At 66.2% G+C, this 16,533-nt stretch carries 15 protein-coding genes; 11 read left to right on the top strand and 4 right to left on the bottom strand.

Annotation, left to right across the window (positions count from 1 at the left end; translation table 11 throughout):
* Positions 1-62 precede the first annotated feature (62 nt).
* From RBB34_RS09840 to RBB34_RS09800, 9 genes are read left to right on the top strand one after another with little or no spacing between them, the layout of a single operon-like run.
* Positions 63-761, top strand: a complete 699-nt coding sequence (locus tag RBB34_RS09840) for an RraA family protein (RefSeq protein WP_306119044.1) — start codon at positions 63-65, stop codon at positions 759-761.
* A 22-nt stretch (positions 762-783) separates the two neighbouring features.
* Positions 784-1,644 (top strand): amidohydrolase family protein, encoded by an 861-nt coding sequence (locus RBB34_RS09835; RefSeq protein ID WP_306119043.1) that lies wholly within the window; start codon positions 784-786, stop codon positions 1,642-1,644.
* 54 nt (positions 1,645-1,698) lie between these two features.
* Positions 1,699-3,279 (top strand): ABC transporter substrate-binding protein, encoded by a 1,581-nt coding sequence (locus RBB34_RS09830; protein ID WP_306119042.1) that lies wholly within the window; start codon positions 1,699-1,701, stop codon positions 3,277-3,279.
* A 57-nt stretch (positions 3,280-3,336) separates the two neighbouring features.
* The gene (locus RBB34_RS09825; protein WP_306119041.1) at positions 3,337-4,290 is read left to right on the top strand and encodes an ABC transporter permease; all 954 of its coding nucleotides are present in this window, start codon (positions 3,337-3,339) and stop codon (positions 4,288-4,290) included.
* Position 4,291: 1 nt separating this feature from the next.
* A complete protein-coding gene (locus tag RBB34_RS09820; RefSeq protein WP_306119040.1) occupies positions 4,292-5,185 on the top strand; it encodes an ABC transporter permease in 894 nt (297 codons plus the stop codon).
* Positions 5,182-6,174, top strand: coding sequence for an ABC transporter ATP-binding protein (locus RBB34_RS09815; protein ID WP_306119039.1), 993 nt, complete (start codon positions 5,182-5,184; stop codon positions 6,172-6,174). The genes RBB34_RS09820 and RBB34_RS09815 overlap by 4 nt, the downstream gene beginning before the upstream one ends.
* The gene (locus RBB34_RS09810; protein WP_306119038.1) at positions 6,171-7,208 is read left to right on the top strand and encodes an oligopeptide/dipeptide ABC transporter ATP-binding protein; all 1,038 of its coding nucleotides are present in this window, start codon (positions 6,171-6,173) and stop codon (positions 7,206-7,208) included. The genes RBB34_RS09815 and RBB34_RS09810 overlap by 4 nt, the downstream gene beginning before the upstream one ends.
* Positions 7,195-8,370 (top strand): mandelate racemase/muconate lactonizing enzyme family protein, encoded by a 1,176-nt coding sequence (locus tag RBB34_RS09805; protein WP_306119037.1) that lies wholly within the window; start codon positions 7,195-7,197, stop codon positions 8,368-8,370. The genes RBB34_RS09810 and RBB34_RS09805 overlap by 14 nt, the downstream gene beginning before the upstream one ends.
* Positions 8,367-9,419: a succinylglutamate desuccinylase/aspartoacylase family protein gene (locus tag RBB34_RS09800; protein WP_306119036.1), complete on the top strand. Its 1,053-nt coding sequence runs from the start codon at positions 8,367-8,369 to the stop codon at positions 9,417-9,419. The genes RBB34_RS09805 and RBB34_RS09800 overlap by 4 nt, the downstream gene beginning before the upstream one ends.
* Positions 9,420-9,423: 4 nt before the next feature.
* On the opposite strand, the gene RBB34_RS09795 is transcribed toward RBB34_RS09800, so the two are convergent.
* The 4 genes from RBB34_RS09795 to RBB34_RS09780 form a co-directional block, all read right to left on the bottom strand.
* Positions 9,424-10,809, bottom strand: a complete 1,386-nt coding sequence (locus tag RBB34_RS09795) for a hypothetical protein (RefSeq protein ID WP_306119035.1) — start codon at positions 10,807-10,809, stop codon at positions 9,424-9,426.
* Positions 10,810-10,826: 17 nt separating this feature from the next.
* Positions 10,827-12,005 (bottom strand): galactonate dehydratase, encoded by a 1,179-nt coding sequence (dgoD, locus tag RBB34_RS09790; protein WP_306119034.1) that lies wholly within the window; start codon positions 12,003-12,005, stop codon positions 10,827-10,829.
* Positions 12,006-12,193: 188 nt separating this feature from the next.
* On the bottom strand, positions 12,194-12,478 hold the full coding sequence (locus tag RBB34_RS09785; protein WP_306119158.1) for an NAD-binding protein: 285 nt from the start codon (positions 12,476-12,478) through the stop codon (positions 12,194-12,196).
* Positions 12,379-13,758, bottom strand: coding sequence for a cation:proton antiporter (locus RBB34_RS09780; protein ID WP_306119033.1), 1,380 nt, complete (start codon positions 13,756-13,758; stop codon positions 12,379-12,381). The genes RBB34_RS09785 and RBB34_RS09780 overlap by 100 nt, the downstream gene beginning before the upstream one ends.
* A 370-nt stretch (positions 13,759-14,128) precedes the next feature.
* Here RBB34_RS09780 and RBB34_RS09775 point away from each other — a divergent pair, with 370 nt between their 5' ends.
* The gene (locus RBB34_RS09775; RefSeq protein WP_306119032.1) at positions 14,129-15,049 is read left to right on the top strand and encodes a sulfurtransferase; all 921 of its coding nucleotides are present in this window, start codon (positions 14,129-14,131) and stop codon (positions 15,047-15,049) included.
* Positions 15,050-15,125: 76 nt separating this feature from the next.
* Positions 15,126-16,373 (top strand): YeeE/YedE family protein, encoded by a 1,248-nt coding sequence (locus RBB34_RS09770; RefSeq protein WP_306119031.1) that lies wholly within the window; start codon positions 15,126-15,128, stop codon positions 16,371-16,373.
* Positions 16,374-16,533: the final 160 nt, after the last annotated feature.

Raw genomic sequence — 16,533 nt, 5'->3', positions numbered from 1 at the left:
GACGGACATGGAAGGCTGTGCCACCTTACTTTAAGGTTAAAGTCATTGGAAATGGGGATTCGATGAGCGAAACACTGGCGGCGCGCTCCCCCGACGGCAAACACGATCCGCTGGTGGCGGAGATCGGCGAGACCTTCTTTTGCGCCCTGATTTCGGACGTGCTCGACGATCTCGGCCAGACCAGGCAGACCATGCCGCCGCATATTCGTCCGCTCGACGACACCCGCATATTGGTCGGGCGTGCGCGCACCATGCTCTATGCCGATGTCTATGCGCCACCGCGCCCCGACGAGAACCACTACGAACTGGAAATCAGGCTCGTCGACGATCTAAAGCCCGGCGACGTCGCGGTGGCTTCCTGCGGTGCGACCGGCCGGATCGCGCCCTGGGGCGGCCTCTTGAGCACGGCCGCCACCATGCGCGGAGCAACCGGCGCGCTGATGGACGGCATGGTCCGCGACATCAAGGACATTCGCCAGATGGGGTTTCCGGTCTTTGCCGCCGGGATAGCGCCGCTCGACAGCGCCGGCCGGGGCAAGGTGATCGAGATCGACGTTCCGGTCGAATGCGGCGGCGTGTTGGTCCATCCCGGCGACATCATATTCGGCGATGCCGATGGCTGCGCGGTGATCCCCAGGCAAATCGAGAACGAGGTACTCGAGGCCGGCCGGGACAAGCTGGCGCGCGAGAACTCCACGCGCAAGGCGCTGCTCGACGGACGCCTGCTCGCCGATGTCTATGACGAATTCGGCGTGCTCTAAGGGGCAGGGTGGAGCAAGCGCGATGATCGTCGACTGCCACGTCAACGTCTACGACCGCCACCAGGTCAATGACCTGTTCGCCAGCGGTACCGCCTATTCGCGGCCCGGCAGCGTCAATCCCGCAGCCGATGCAGATACGATCCATTCGGCCATGGAAGGCGTCGACAAGGCGATCCTGTTCAGCCCGCGCTACGCCGACAGCGCCGGCATCGACGGCAATGACGAGGTGACCGCGGCCGCGGTCGCCAGATATCCTGACAAGTTCGTGGGATTCGCCGCCATCGACCCGCGCCGGCCCGACACGATGGAGCTTCTCACGCACGCCATTGAAGGGCTGGGCCTGAAGGGCGTCAAGTTCGGCCCAATCTACAGCGGCGTGTCGCTGCTCGATGAGCGCATGGAGCCGGTCTACCGCTATTGCGTCGCCAAAAACCTGCCGCTCACCATGCATATGGGCACGACCTTCGCCGAGAACGCGCCGAACGCGCTCGGCCGCCCCGACGACGTCGACACAATCGCAGCGCGCCATCCCGATCTGAAGATGATCATGGCGCACATGGCGCATCCGTGGATGGCGGAATGCGTGGTAATCGCGCGCAAGCGCACGAACGTCTATTGCGAGATTTCGGCGCTGTGCTACCGGCCTTGGCAATACTGGAACGCGCTCATTATAGCGCAGGAATACCGCATCACCGAGCGCGAAAAGATCTTCTGGGGAACCGACTTCCCGTTCGCCGGCGTTCAGGAGTCGCTCGACGGCCTGCGCAACATCAACGATCAGCTTCAAGGCACCGCATTGCCGCGCGTCAGCAAAGCCACGATCGATGCGATCATCCACTCCAACCCGTTCGAACACTGGTGGCACGGCGGATTGCAGCCGTGACGGCCTAGGAGACTGCCGCCTGAAACCCGAGACTTTCCAGAGGAGGATCACACCATGAAAGTCGACCGGACCAAGACCATTCTGACTTCATCGATCGCCGCCGGGGCGCTGCTTGTCGCCACTTCCGCGCTAGCCGAACCGTTCGAATGCCCAAATGTCGGCGGCGAACTGATCGTCGGGCTGCAGGCCGGTGTCCCCTCGCTCGACCAGCAGACCAACACGTCCTCGGCGACCCGCAATGTCGCCATGAACGTCTACGAGACCCTGGTCATCCGCGACGAGAACATGAACCCGGTGCCGGACCTTGCCGAGAGCATCGAGGTCTCCGAGGACGGACTGAGTTACACATTCAGGCTGCGCGACGGCGTCAAATTCCACAACGGCGAGCCGATGACCTCGGCGGACGTCGCCGCTTCCTATCAGCGCTACAAGGACATCGGCTTCAATCGTTCGGTGCTCGACATCGTCGCCGGCTGGGAGACGCCGGACGACTCCACCTTCGTCATCACCCTGTCAGAGCCGCAGCCGACCTTCATCGAGAACCTGTCATCCTACACGGTGCCCATCGTCATCATGCCCGAAGAGGAGGCCGGCAAGCCGGCCAATCAGGTCGACATCATCGGCACGGGACCGTTCTCATTCGTCGAGTTCGTGCCCGACAGCCACGTGCTTCTGGAGCGCTATGAGGACTATCAGCCCAACAATACGCTCGATGGCGTGAGTGGCTTTGCCGGCCGCAAGCAGGCCTGTGTCGACACGGTGCGCTTTCGGATGCTGACCGAGTCCGGCGCGCGCATGGCGGCACTTGAGACGGGAGAAGCGCACATCGTCGAAGACGTGCCGACCATCTCGCAGGAGCGGCTCGCCGAAACCGAGGGGGTCGAACTCGTCCGGCTCGAGAACTGGGGCCTGAACATCGGCTACCCCAATTTCTCCTTCCCGCCCACGGACAACGAGAAGGTCCGCCAGGCCATGGTTGCCGCCATGGACATGGAAGAGATCATGGATGCGGCCACCGACGGCGCCTACAAGCTCAACGGGGCGCTGCAGTTCCCGGGACAGGCCTATTTTTCCGAAGCAGGGACCGAATGGTACAACCAGGCCGATCCGGAGCGGGCACGGCAATTGCTCGAGGAGGGCGGCTATGACGGTGAGCCGATCATCCTTCTGACCAACCAGCAGTTCCCGTTCATGTACAACACTTCGGTCGTCATGAACGAACAGCTCAAGGCCGCCGGCATGAACTCGGAGTTGCGGGTGCTGGACTGGCCGACCGCGCTGGCGACCAGCGAACAGGAAACCGAGGGTTGGAACTTCTTCTACACCGGCTGGATCACCGTGGTCGCGCAGGGCGGACCCACCACTTTGCGCAATCTGGCCGACCCCAACAATGTTCACAAGCCCAAGGACAATACCGGCAATCCCGACTTCAACGCCCAGTTCGAGATTGTCGAGAATGGACAGACGCTCGAGGAACGCCAGGCCGCTTTCGCCGAAGCGCAACGCATAGCGCTGGAGACGGTTATGGTCATCCCCTTCGGCATACTGCCCAGCACGCAGGGCATTCGCAGCAATGTCGAGAACTACAAGCCATTCTACAACACCCGCGTTTCCAACGTGTGGCTTGAACAGTAAACTTGGCGGATCGGGGCCGGAACGACGGCCCCGATCCTCTGACGTGGGAGGTCAGGTTTGATAGGATACACGCTGAACCGGCTGTTGCAGGCCATTCCGGTGCTGTTTCTGGTCAGCCTGTTTGCGTTCGGCATCATCTATCTGATCCCCGGCGATGCGGCGACGGTGATCGGCGGGCCCACCGCAACCGCCGCCGATCTCGAACAGATCCGCAGAAATCTGGGACTCGATCAGCCGTTTCACGTTCAGATACTGACGTTCTACACCAATCTATTCCAGGGCGATCTCGGCCGCTCGCTGCTGCTGGGCATTCCGGTCACCGAGGCGCTGATCCAGCGCTCGCCGATTACCGTCGGCATCGCCATCTATTCGCTTGCCATCACCATCGTCTTCGGGCTGATCACCGGCATCGTGGCCGCGCTCAACCACAACAAATGGCTTGACCAGGCGGCCACGCTGTTTGCGCTAGTCGGGGTTTCCCTGCCGAATTTCTGGCTCGCACTGGTGATGATCGTCATCTTCTCGGTCTATCTGGGCTGGCTGCCGACGGGTGGCTATGTTCCCTTCACGGAGGATCCGGTGGGCTGGCTGCGCACCACGACCATGCCGGCCGTCGCGCTAGCCCTGTTGCAGGCCGGCCTTCTGACTCGCATCACGCGATCGACCATGCTCGAAGTGTTGGGTCAGGACTATATCCGCACCGCGCGCGCCAAGGGGTTGAGCGAGTGGCAGGTCATTGGCCAGCACGCGCTTGCCAATGTCATGATGCCCGTTGTCACCGTGATGGGCCTAATCCTGTCGGTGCTGCTGTCGGGTTCGATCATCATCGAGACGATTTTCGGCGTGCCGGGCATCGGCGCGCTCATGGGCAATGCGATCATGAGCCGCGACTATCCGATGGTGCAGGGCGGGCTGTTCTTCATCACCGCCGCACTCCTGCTGCTCAATATCGTCATCGACGTGCTCTACACCTGGCTCGATCCGCGCATCCGCGTGAAGGGAGGCGACTGAAATGGCTGCCCCCGACATGCTCGACACCGTTGGCGAAAGGCCCGGTGCGCTGGCTCGTGTGCGCGCCGGCGCCGCGCCCTTCCTGCGCAACCGCGCCTTCGTCACCGGCGCCGTCCTGTTCGGGTTCATCGTGTTCGCGACGGCGGCCACGCCGTTGCTGACCGATGCGGCGCCGAACGAACTGTCGATCCGCGACCGCTTCCAGCCGCCATCGCTGCAGTTCCTGTTGGGCACCGACAACCTCGGCCGCGACATGCTGGCGCGTGTGCTCTACGGCGCGCGACTGAGCCTTGGCATCGGCTTGAGCGTTGTGCTGATCAACGCGCTGCTCGGCGTGGCGTTGGGTGCGCTCGCTGGCTACTACTCGCGGCTGGACGACATCCTGATGCGGATCGCCGATGCGTTGATGGCCTTCCCCGCAGTACTGCTGGCGATCGGCATCGCCGCCGCGCTCGGCCCCTCTGCCGTGACGGCCGTGGTCGCGCTGTCGGTCGTCTATGTGCCGCGCACCGCGCGCGTCGTGCGTTCGTCGGTGCTGGTCGTCCGCGAACTCGATTTCGTGCAGGCCGCGCGCGCCGGCGGGGCGACGGACCTGCGGATCCTGCGCCGGCACGTTCTGCCCAATTGCCTGGCCCCTCTGATCGTTCAGCTCAGCTTCGTCTTCGCCTATGCGGTGCTGTCGGAGGCTGTGCTCAGCTTTCTGGGCCTTGGCGCTCCGCCGACCGTGCCGAGCTGGGGCATCCTGATCTCGGAAGGCCGCGCCTATCTGCGCGAGGCGCCCTGGCTGACAATCGTGCCGGGCATTGCCATCGCAATCACCGCGCTCGGACTGAACCTTTTGGGCGACGGCCTGCGCGATGTGCTCGACCCGCGCATGAAGGTGGAACAGGGATGAAGGCTGACGCGCCACTGCTTTCCATCCGCGACCTCGTCGTTGACTTTGCGCCCGGCAGCGGCCGGCTGCCGGCCGTCGATGGCGTGAGCTTCGACATCGGTGCCCGCGAACTGGTGTGCGTCGTCGGTGAGAGCGGCTCGGGCAAGAGTGTTTCGGCGCTCGCGGTGATGGGCCTGTTGCCGGAGACTGCCGCCGTCTCCGGCGCAATCAGCTTTGAGGGCCGCGATCTGCGCGCGCTCACCCGCCGACAATGGCGCTCGGTGCGCGGACAGCAGATCGGCATGATCTTCCAGGAGCCGATGACCTCGCTCAACCCGGTCTTTCCGATCGGCCGGCAACTGGTCGAGACCCTTCGCGCCCATGAGCGGATGAGCCTGCGCGCTTCGCGCGACCGCGCCGCCGACCTGCTCGACCAGGTCGGCATTCCGTCGCCGCGTCAGCGGCTCGACGACTACCCGCACCAGCTTTCGGGCGGCATGCGCCAGCGCGTGATGATCGCGATCGCGCTTTCGTGCTCGCCGCGCCTGCTGATCGCCGACGAACCGACCACGGCGCTCGACGTGACGATCCAGGGCCAGTTGCTCGACCTGCTCAACGATCTGCGCGAGACGTTCGCCACCGCGATCCTGCTCATCACCCACAATATGGGCGTGGTGGCCGAGGTCGCCGACCGCGTGGTCGTGATGTATTCGGGCCGCATTGCCGAGCAGGCCGACGTCTTTTCGATATTCGATGCGCCCCGCCATCCCTATACCGAGGGACTTCTTGCCAGCACGCCGGACCTGTTCTCGACCGAGCGACGCCTGACGACAATAGTCGGCTCCATGCCGAATCCGGCGGCCCCGCCGCCGGGCTGCCTGTTCGCTCCGCGCTGTCCGCTTGCGCTCGACATGTGCGCAAGGGAGCGACCCGAGCTGAGATCGGTTGTCGGCGGCCAGCAATCGGCCTGCCTTCGCGCCGAGCAGATGGCAATGGGAGACAAGCCATGAGAGAGCCGTTGCTGCGCGTCGACGGGCTGGTCAAGCACTTCAAGCTGGCCAGTTCCAATAACCTCATCCGGCAAAAGCCGGTCGTTCGCGCCGTCAACGGGATCGCCTTCGACATCGCCGTCGGCGAGACGCTCGGACTGGTCGGAGAGAGCGGCTGTGGGAAATCCACGGTCGGGCGGCTGATCCTGCGCCTGATCGAACCCACGGCAGGCTCCGTGCGCTTTGCGGGCGAGGACGTGCTGGCGATGAAGCCGGCACCGCTGCGCCACATGCGCAAAGACATGCAGATCATCTTCCAGGACCCGCATGCCTCGCTCAATCCGCGCCTGACCGTCGAGGAGATCATCCTCGAGCCGCTGCTCTCGCAAGGCGCGCGGCCGTCGCCCGAATTGAGCCGACATGCGGCCGACACGCTCGACAAGGTCGGCCTGCCGGCGCGCTACCGCCATCGCCACCCGCATCAGTTCTCCGGTGGCCAGCGCCAGCGGATCGGGATCGCGCGCGCCATTGCCTCCAATCCGCGATTTGTCGTTTGTGACGAGGCGGTGTCAGCGCTCGATGTGTCGGTGCAGGCGCAGGTTGTCAATCTCCTGCAGGACATCAAGGACGAAATGGGCATCAGCTATTTGTTCATCGGCCACGATCTCGCCGTCGTCCGCCACATCGCCGACCGCATCGCGGTCATGTATCTGGGCCGGATCGTCGAAATGGCCGGGACCGAGAGCCTGTTCGGCGCGCCGCTGCACCCCTATACACAGGCACTGATGGCGGCTGTGCCGGTCCATCACCCAAGGCTCAGGCGCGAGCGCAGCCGCGTGCGCGGCGAATTGCCGAGCCCGCTCAGGCCGCCGCCTGGCTGCCACTTCCATCCGCGCTGCCCCTTCGCGCAGGACAAATGCCGGTCCGAGAGCCCGCTGCTGCGAACGCTTGCTGCCGGCCACGAAGTCGCCTGCCATTTCGCCGAGGAGATCGCCGCGGCCGGCCGGAACACGGAAGCGTCGGCATCGCGGGAGGCGACCGATGCGCATCACTGACGTCGAGCCGATACTCCTGCGTGGCGACAGCACCTATCGCGCGAGTACCGATGCAAGCGAATCGACCGACAATGGCGACTGGCAATTGCTGGTGCGCGTTGCGACCGACGAGGGGTTCGAGGGTTGGGCCGATGTCGAAACGTTGGCGCCGGCCGCCGTCGCCGTGATTGCCGGCACCGGCATGAGCACGCTCGGCTTTCGCACGCTGTCAGAACTGCTGATCGGCGAGGATCCGCGCGATGTCGAGCGGCTGTGGGACCAGCTCTATATCGGCAGCGCCTATTACGGCCGGCGCGGCCTTGCCATGCAGGCGATTTCGGCGATCGACAACTGCCTGTGGTCGATCCGCGCACAGGCGGCGGCCATGAACCTGGCGCAGATGCTTGGGGGGCGCCGCCGCGACCGGGTGCTCGCCTATGCGTCGACGCTCTTCCGCCCAACGCCGCAAGCGATGGCAGACGCCGCGCGCGGCTATCTCGACCAGGGATTTCGCGCGGTCAAGTTCGGCTGGGGCGTATTCGGCGAAGACCCAGGCCGCGACCGCGAGTTGGTGGCCGCCGCGCGCGAAGCGTTGGGGCCGGACAACCACTTGCTCGTCGATCCCGGCTGGTATCCGGCCGGCTGGACGCGGCCTGGTCCAACGCGCAGCCGGCGCGAAGCGATCGAGCTGTGCCAATGGTTGGCCGATTACGATGTGGGCTGGGTCGAGGACTTCATCCATCCCGAGCGCTTCGACGAATATGCCACAGTGCGGGCGCAAAGCCCGGTGCCGGTGGCGGCCGGCGAGCAACTCGCCACGATCTGGGAGTTCGAGCGCTTTATCGAGACAGGCTGTGTGGACGTCATCCAGCCGGACCTGTCGCGCTGCGGCGGTCTGACCGTGGCGCGCCGGATCGCCGACATGTGCACACGCGCCAACATCGACTGTGTGCCCCATTCGTGGCTGACCCATCTTCTGACCGGTTACAGCCTGCAGTTCATCGCCACGCTGGAACGGGCGCGCTTCGTTGAGTTCAACGTAAGCCAGAGCGCGCTCACCGGCGGCATCGCGCCCGCCGGTTTCTCGCTTGACGACGACGGCATGATCGCCATTCCGGGCGGCCCCGGCGCGGGCGTCGATGTCGACCGGGACTTCATCGAGGCACACAGGGTCAGGACATGACAGAAACGGCGACTGCCCGCCGCATCGTCGCTGTCGGCGAACTCGACCTCGTCTCGCCCGGCCGGCGCGACTACTTCGTTGCGCTCGAGCACGATTCGATCTGGGGCAGCCATCTGATCCCGCTGACGGTCATCGTCGGGCCGCAGGCCGAGGACGGTAAGGGTCTCGTCGTGTTCGGCGCCAATCACGGCAATGAATACGAAGGCCCGATCATCATTCGGCACCTGCTGGCCGAAGTCGACGCGCCAAGGGTGCGCGGCCGGCTCATCCTCGTGCCCGTGCTCAATCCGGCGGCCTTCCGTTCCGGAACACGCGATTCGATCGGCGATGATGGGGCGAACCTCAACCGCGCCTTTGTCCCGGCCGCCGGTCAGCCGCCGCTGGGCACCATCACCTACCGGGTCGCCGACTTCGTGCGCCGCGTGATCTGGCCACATGTGCATGCGGTGATCGATCTGCATGCCGGCGGCGATGTGGCACGCTTTGCGCTTTGCACGAGCTTTCACGACGTCGCTGATACCGAACAGGCGCTCGCCATGCAGGCTGTCGCCCGGCTGTTCGGTACGCCACTGGTGATCGCCTATCAAAACGAGACGCCCGGCCTGCTGACCAGCGAGGCCGAGCGGCTGGGCAAGATCACGATCGGAACCGAACTGGGCTGGGGTGGCGCGGTGAGCGCTCAAGGCGTGCGGTACGGCAAGCACGGTGTCCTTGCAGCAGCGATCACGCTTGGCCAGATGTCCGGCACGGTCGAACCCATCGGCCACCAACGCGACGGAACCCAGCAGATGGTTGCCATGATCGATCCAGCCTGTTTCACGCTGGCGCCGGTTTCGGGCCATTATGAGCCGCTGCTCGAATGCGGCGCGACGGTCGCAGTAGGGGACCCGATTGGGCTCGTCCACGACTTCGAGCGGATCGACACGCCGCCATGGCCGGCCCTCGCCGGAACGGACGGGGTTGTCATCGCCCAGGCCTGGGGCGCGCATGTCAGGCAGGGCCAGCAGGTCGTCGTGGTCGGTCGAAAAAGGCCGTGGGTCGGCGCGTAGCGCATCAGCCCGTCATCGCACCGATCATGTCGGTCGCCTTGTCCAGCGCCATTTCGAGGCTGCCCCGCCCGAACACGGCAATGCGCACCGGATAGACGTCCCTGTCAAAGTCCTCGCTCGGCGGCAGATAGCTCAGATAGCCGTTGCAGATGTTCATCACCGCAATGCTGAGCCCGGGAAAGCGTGCGCGCAATTCGGTTTGGAAGGCGCTGTAGAACTCGACGGGCGCGCCGATCAGTACCGATTCGCCGAGCCGCCAGGCAATCAGCGGCACCTCGACCTCGTCGGCATCGCCGATCTTGTTGCGCATGGCGAGCCGCCGTTGTGCCCGTTCGCGTGCATATCCGGTCGTCGCGGCGATCGTTCTGTGCAGTTCCTCGACGGACGGCAGGTCGCGCACGGCAAGGCCAACGGTCTCGCAGCGAATGGCGAAGTCTTTGCCCGGCGCGCGCGGCGCAAATGCCCAGCGACCGAGCGCGGTGCCCGACTCCTGACGTTCGGCAAAGCTGAGCTGATGGCGTGGCGGAAACAGCGAGGACAGCGCGGCCATCGCCGCGTACCCCAGTTCGCGTCCGTTCTGGTCGGCCGCCTCGGTATCGTCCTCGAAGCTGCGGCGCGGCGTCAACTCCCCATCGGCTCCGTGCAGGAACACGCAGATCGCCCCACCCGTCTCGCGTTCGACGATCTCCCGCATCGCGCCGATATAATCAGGCGATATCAAGCGGTTGCCGCCGCCAAGCGATGTCGGGTGACAGGCATAGTTGACAAGGCTAGCCGTAATCGTTCCGGCCGCATCGGTGACGCGGCCGACAAGCACCGTATCGTCGGCGGGCCCGTCAGGATTGAGCCCGCACAGGATCTCGCCGGTCCGCGAATCGACCAGGTCGCGGTTGTAGGCAAGCCCGCACCGGCCGGCCGTCCAGCTCAAGACCGAGGGTTGCATGGCATCGCGCGCCTCGGTCATGACTGCTCGGCACGTGGTCAGTATCTGCTCGCGATAGGGCGCGATCAGAGTGCCGCCCGGCGCATCGGCGCGGGCCGGATCGGTGAAGGGCGCGCCATGGGAGTGGGAAAGGTGGACGATCAGCGCGCCCGGCGCGAGATCGAACTCGGACTCGAGCGGCAGCCGGATACCTTCCTCGTCGGCCTTCGACATCCAGGCCATCAGGTCGGTGGCGAGCAAGTAGGCGGGTCGCTCGGATAGGGCGCCGGCGACGGCGAGGCAGGTGACGTAAAGGTGCCGGTGGCGGCCCTCGGCGATGTCGTGCGTGGCGCTGCCCCAGGTGCGGGCATACATGCCTTCGGGCGGGTCGATGCAAGCACGCACGACACCGATATGGCCTTCGAACTCGTTCTGGATCAGCGGCCGGATTCTCGCGCCCTCGTCCATTTCGGCCCCCACCGCTATCACCAGTCCCCGACCGATCCGTCGGCGTAAAGGACCCGCTGCGGCGCTTCCTGTTCGAACGGATGGCGCGCAATGGCATCGAGATCAAGCTCGATACCCAGCCCCGGTGCGTCGCCCGGCAGCGCGAGTCGGCGAACCTTGTCGACGCTGTGCGAAGCGGCGATAACCTCGTCCCGCCAGGGCACGTCGGCACTCACCGTCTCGCAAATGACGTAATCGGGCTGGGACAGGCCGAATTCGATGGAGGCGGCGGTGCTGACCGGCCCCTGGGGATTGTGGGGAGCAAGGCCGATACGGTGCACCTCGGCGAGCGCTGCGATCTTGCGAGCTGCCGACAGCCCGCCGCAATGGCTGATGTCGGGTTGGACGATGTCGCAGCCGCCGGCCTGAAACAGCGCGTGGAACTGGCTCAGATGCGTCAGTCGCTCGCCCGTGGCGATCGGCGTCGCCACACGCGCCCTGATGTCTGCCAGACCCTGCAGTGTTTCCGGCCAGCATGGCTCCTCGAGAAAGAACAGGCCGAACGGCTCGAGCGCTTCGGCAAAGCGACGGCCCATCGAGGGCGACTGACGGGCATGGGCGTCCACCATGATGTCGATGTCATCGCCGACCGCCTCGCGCATGGCGCCCACGGCGCGCTCGGCAGCGGCTACGGCGCGGTTGCCCTCGGCCACCTGGGTCGGGGGAATCGCCATCGACTTGAACGCCCCATAGCCGTTCTCGACGGCCTCGCGCGCAAGCTCGGCGAAGCGGGCGGCATTGTCGACCGGCGTTTCGTAGAAATCACGCATGCGGCCGCCACCGAGATGGCAATAAAGGCGAATGTGGTCGCGCACCGGTCCGCCCCATAGGCGATGGCAGGGCACGCCGAAATGCTTGCCGGCAATGTCCCATAGCGCGATATCGATGCCGGAAATGGCTGTCGAGCGCACGATGCCGGTGCCATGCCAGAAATGCTGGCGGAACATCATCTGCCACAAATGTTCGATTCGCAGCGGATCCTCGCCGATCACAAGGTCGGCAAGATCGTCGATCGCACCGACGACGGAGCGGGTGTGCCATTCCAGAGTGGCTTCGCCCCAACCGTAAAGGCCGGGCTGGTCGGTCTGAACCCGCACGAAGACCCAATTGCGCATGACTGCGTTGCAAACGAAAGTCTGAACGGCGGTGATCTTCAAGTCGCGATCCTCGATCGGGCTTGCCGCGCTGTGCCTGGCGGCTCGGCGAGTTGCCAATAGTGATTGACTATATCGTTAAAGTAGCATTGTCAAGCGCAGTGCCGGACCGGAGTGCCCGCTTTATTGACCTCGGCGCCCACGGCAGGGCAGTCACCCCTCGCACCTTATGGGTGTGTACTCCGAGCCGATCAGGCTCCCGTCCGGGGACCGATCGCCTCCAGTGCGTGGTCGGCCAGGCTGCGGCCGGCTTCCTGCATGGTCAGGTAGGTCTCGTCCGCGCCGGCCTGCTTGATCTGCTCGACATGGTCTTCATACAGCGCGTGGCTGACGATGGGCCCATCGAAGCCGCGCATGCGCAGCGTCCGCGCGGCGATCAGCTTGGCCTCGATATCGTCCATGGCAAGCACCGCCGCCTCGATCCCGCCAAGATCGACCCCGTTCCAGAAATTGCTGTCCTCGGCATCGGCGAAGATGACGTTGCGACCGGCCCTGGCATGGCGGCGGCCTTGTAGGTATCGGCATCCAGCCCCACCGGGCGCCTGCCCTGCGCGGCCAGCGCCTCGTAGGCGGCCGAGCCGGTGCGTCCCATGCCGAAGATGAGCATGTCGGCATCGCCCAGATCGGTCGGCTGCTCGTCGGGATGGCGGGTCTGGCGCTCGAATTGCATCAGCCGGTCCTCGTAGCGCTCATAGAGCGGGTGGGCGAGGCGGTTGATCGGCGCGGCGACCAGGAACGATACCGAGACCGCAATCGCCAGCGGCACCAGAAACGGTTCGGCGGCCGGAATGCCCGCCGCCACGATGAGGCCGAACTCGCTATAGGCGGTCAGCGACAGCGCCGCCAGGAACGCGGTGCGCGACCGCAGCCGAAAGGCGACCAGCAGGGCGAAGAAGATGATGCCCTTGACCGGCAGCAACACGCCCAGCGCGAGGGCGAACACGATCGCTTCGGCATCGGGCAGGCCCGACATGCCGATCGACAGGAAGAAGCCGACCAGGAACACCTCCTTGAGCGACCACAGCGACTCCGACAACTCGCTGGCGCGCGGATGATTGGACAGCAGCAGCCCCATCACCAGCGCGCCGATTTCGCCCTTCAGCCCGATCAGTTCGAACCCGTAGCCGCCGATCACCAGGCTCAGCGCCATGCCGGTCAGCACCAGCACCTCGTCATGGCCCGCATAGTCGAGCAGCCTGTAAAGGGCCGGCCGCAGCAGCGGCGTGGCGAAGATCAGCAGCGCCCACGGGCCGGGCACCTCGCCCGAGAACACCGCCAGCACGACCAGGGCGATGATGTCCTGAACGATCAGGATCCCGATCGCGGTTCGCCCGTGAAAATTGCCCAGTTCACGCTTGGCCTCCAGCATCTTGGCCGCCAGAACGGTCGAGGAAAAGGCCAGCGCGATGCCCACGAGCAGCGCCACCGTCCAGTCATCGGTGAAGAGCAGGCGCGTGACCGGGGTGAACAGCGCCACCGAGGCGGCGAAATGCAGCAACGTGCCGCCGACCACATGGATTTCGCCGATCTGCCGGAGCCTGAGCTTGAGCCCGACCGTGAACAGCAGCAGCAGCACGCCCAGATGCGCCAGGTAATCCAGGATCGGGCCGGTATTGGCGGGCATGCCGAAGCGCGGGCCGAAGGCATGGATGAAGAACCCAGCCGCAAGAAAACCCACCAGCGGCGGCAGCCCGACCTGGCGTACGGCCAGGCCGAAAACGAACGCGGCGCCGACCGCAAAGACCTCGAACACCATGGCGTGCGCACCCCCATCTTTCCATCGTGCGCATGTCGGCTCTTCCCCGCGGTGTGCTGCACCGCCGGGCGGCCGGCGGCGGCCCGGGCCGGGATCGAGGACCGTTCGACGCGCCCCTGGCCCACACCATAGGCTCATGCGCGGCGATTTCCACCGTATCGGTCCGGGTGCGGTTCATCCTGTCCGGGCCGGCCTTGTTGGAAATTTGTTTTCCATTGCCGATATGGCCGAGGCGTCGATGCTTCGCGGCGATGCTCGACGGGCCCTAGTTTCGGAGGCAACGCCAACGGTCGCAAGCCCGGTCCGGCCTGCCGTCGCACACCGGCAGCGCTGCCGCCGCGCAACGGCCGCAACCCGAAGGAGCCGATCCGTGAAACGTCTTTCGCTTGCCCTTGCGGCGGTCGCCGCCGCCACCGCGCCCGCGCTCGCCCATGAGGGCGCCGGCCCGCTCGTCGATGCGGCGTGGGTCATCGATCATGCCGGCCAGGACGACGTCGTCGTCATCGATATCCGCGCCAATGTCGAGAACACCGAGCTCGGCGAGACGCCCTATATCGCCCACGCCGTTTCCGCCCCCTACAACACGGCCGGCTGGCGCACCCAGATCGATGGCGTGCCCGGCAAGATCCCCTCGGTGGACGAGATCGCCGCGCTGATCGAGAGCCTGGGCGTCGACAATGACGATCATGTCGTGATCGTTCCCTGGGGGACCGATTCGAGCGAATTCGGTTCCGCCACGCGCGTTTACTGGACGTTCCGCTATCTCGGCCATGACGATGTGTCCATTCTCGACGGCGGCTGGCGCCAGTACCAGGCGGCCGGCGGTGCCCATGTCGCCGAGCCCGCCAAGGCCGAAACCTCCCGCTTCGAGGTCGCGCTGAACGAAGACCTGCTGGCAACCACCGAAGAGGTGGTGGCCGCGCTGGACAATGGCACCGCGCTGGTCGACGGCCGTCCCGTCGAGCAGTTCCGGGGCGAGGCCAAGAGCGGCGTCGCCGCCGCGCCCGGCACCATTCCCGGCTCGGTCAATCTGCCCCATCACGAGTTCTACAGCGGCGAATATGCGCGCTTCGCACAGCCCGAGACGATCCGGGCGCTCGCCGCCGCCGTCGATCTGGGCGCCGATGAGGCCAACATCACCTTCTGCAACACCGGCCACTGGGCATCGGTTGCCTGGTTCGGCATCAGCGAGGTGCTCGGCAACCCGCAGACGGCGATGTATGACGGCTCCATGGCCGAATGGACGCAGGATCCGGCGCGCCCGCTCGAACCGCCGCGCGCCAGCCAGTAACCGACCGCAGCCCAACGACCGGCCGGCGCAAGGGTGATGCCCGGCGCCGGTCCTTTCATTCGAAGGTGATCCGACAATGCTCAGGCGCCTCGCAGCCGCTCCCTTGCCCGCCGGCGCCGATCGCATCGTGCCCGGCGTGCCCGCAGACCGCAGCCCGGCCGCCGTGGCGGGTGCGTTTCTCGTCGCCGGCTTCGCCGCGATCTGGCTTGCCGTCGATCTGCGCCAGGCGAGCCTGTTCGTGATCGGCGGTGGCCTTGGCGCGGCGCTCTATCACGGCGCGTTCGGATTCACCGGCGCCTGGCGGCGCATGGTGGTCGAACGCCGCGGGCGTGGCATGCGCGCGCAGATGCTGATGATCGCGCTTGCGGGCCTGGCCATGATGCCGCTGCTCGCCGCCGGCAGCCTCGGTGACCAGCCGCTCGTCGGCGCCATCGCGCCGGTCGGGGTGTCGGTGCTCGTGGGCGCGGCGATCTTCGGCTTCGGCATGCAGCTTGGCGGCGGTTGCGGCTCGGGCACGCTGTTCACCGTTGGCGGCGGTTCGGCGCGCATGCTGGTCACGCTGGTCTTCTTCATCGTCGGCGCGGTGATCGGCACGGCGCATCTGCCGTTCTGGCTCGACCAGCCCGCACTGGCGCCGGTCAGCCTCGGTACCGCGCTCGGCCTGCCGGCGGCCATCGCCCTTTCGCTCGCCGCGCTGGGGGCGGTCGCGCTGCTGACCGCGTTCATCGAGCGGCGCGCGCATGGCGGCCTTGAGGCCGACCCCGGCCCATCCGGACCCGGCTGGCAATGGCTGGTGTCGGGCCCGTGGCCGCTCGTCGGCGCCGGGCTGGTCCTGGCGCTGCTCAACGTCGCGACGCTGCTGGTCGCCGGCCATCCGTGGTCGATCACCTATGGCTTTGGCCTTTGGGGCGCCAAGGCCGCCTTGGCCATCGGCGTGCCGGTGCAGACCTGGGAGTTCTGGACCTGGCCGGCCCAGAGCGAGGCGCTGTCCCGCTCGGTTCTGGCCGACAGCGTGTCGGTGATGAATTTCGGCCTGATCCTGGGCGCAGCGCTCGCTGCGGCACTGGCCGGCAGGTTCGCACCGCGGGCCGCCCTGCCGCTCGGCTCGCTGATCGCGGCGATCATGGGCGGGCTTCTGATGGGCTATGGCGCGCGGCTGAGCTTTGGCTGCAATATCGGCGCGCTGTTCTCGGGCATTGCTTCGGGCAGCCTGCATGGCTGGCTGTGGTTCGCCGCCGCCTTCGCCGGCTCCGCCGCGGGCGTGTTCGCGCGGCCGTTCTTCGGCCTTGATGGCTACCGGCGCGACCCGGAGCGGCCGGCATGAGCCAGCAGCGCAACACCACGCTGTTTGCCGCCGCGCTCGCGGTGGCGACGGCGGCCGTCGCTTATGACCACGCCGCCCATGGCGTGCCGGCACCACCGCCGGCCCCGGCGAACGCAGCGCCGGCGCCCACCGCAAGCGCACCCTGCGCCGCCGGGGCGCC

Origin of the sequence: Roseitalea sp. MMSF_3546 (genome assembly GCF_030732865.1) — a bacterium.
Classification (GTDB): Bacteria; Pseudomonadota; Alphaproteobacteria; order Rhizobiales; family Rhizobiaceae; genus Roseitalea.
Note: the sequence above shows the minus strand (reverse complement) of the source record. Positions and strands in the feature narration are given on the sequence as shown.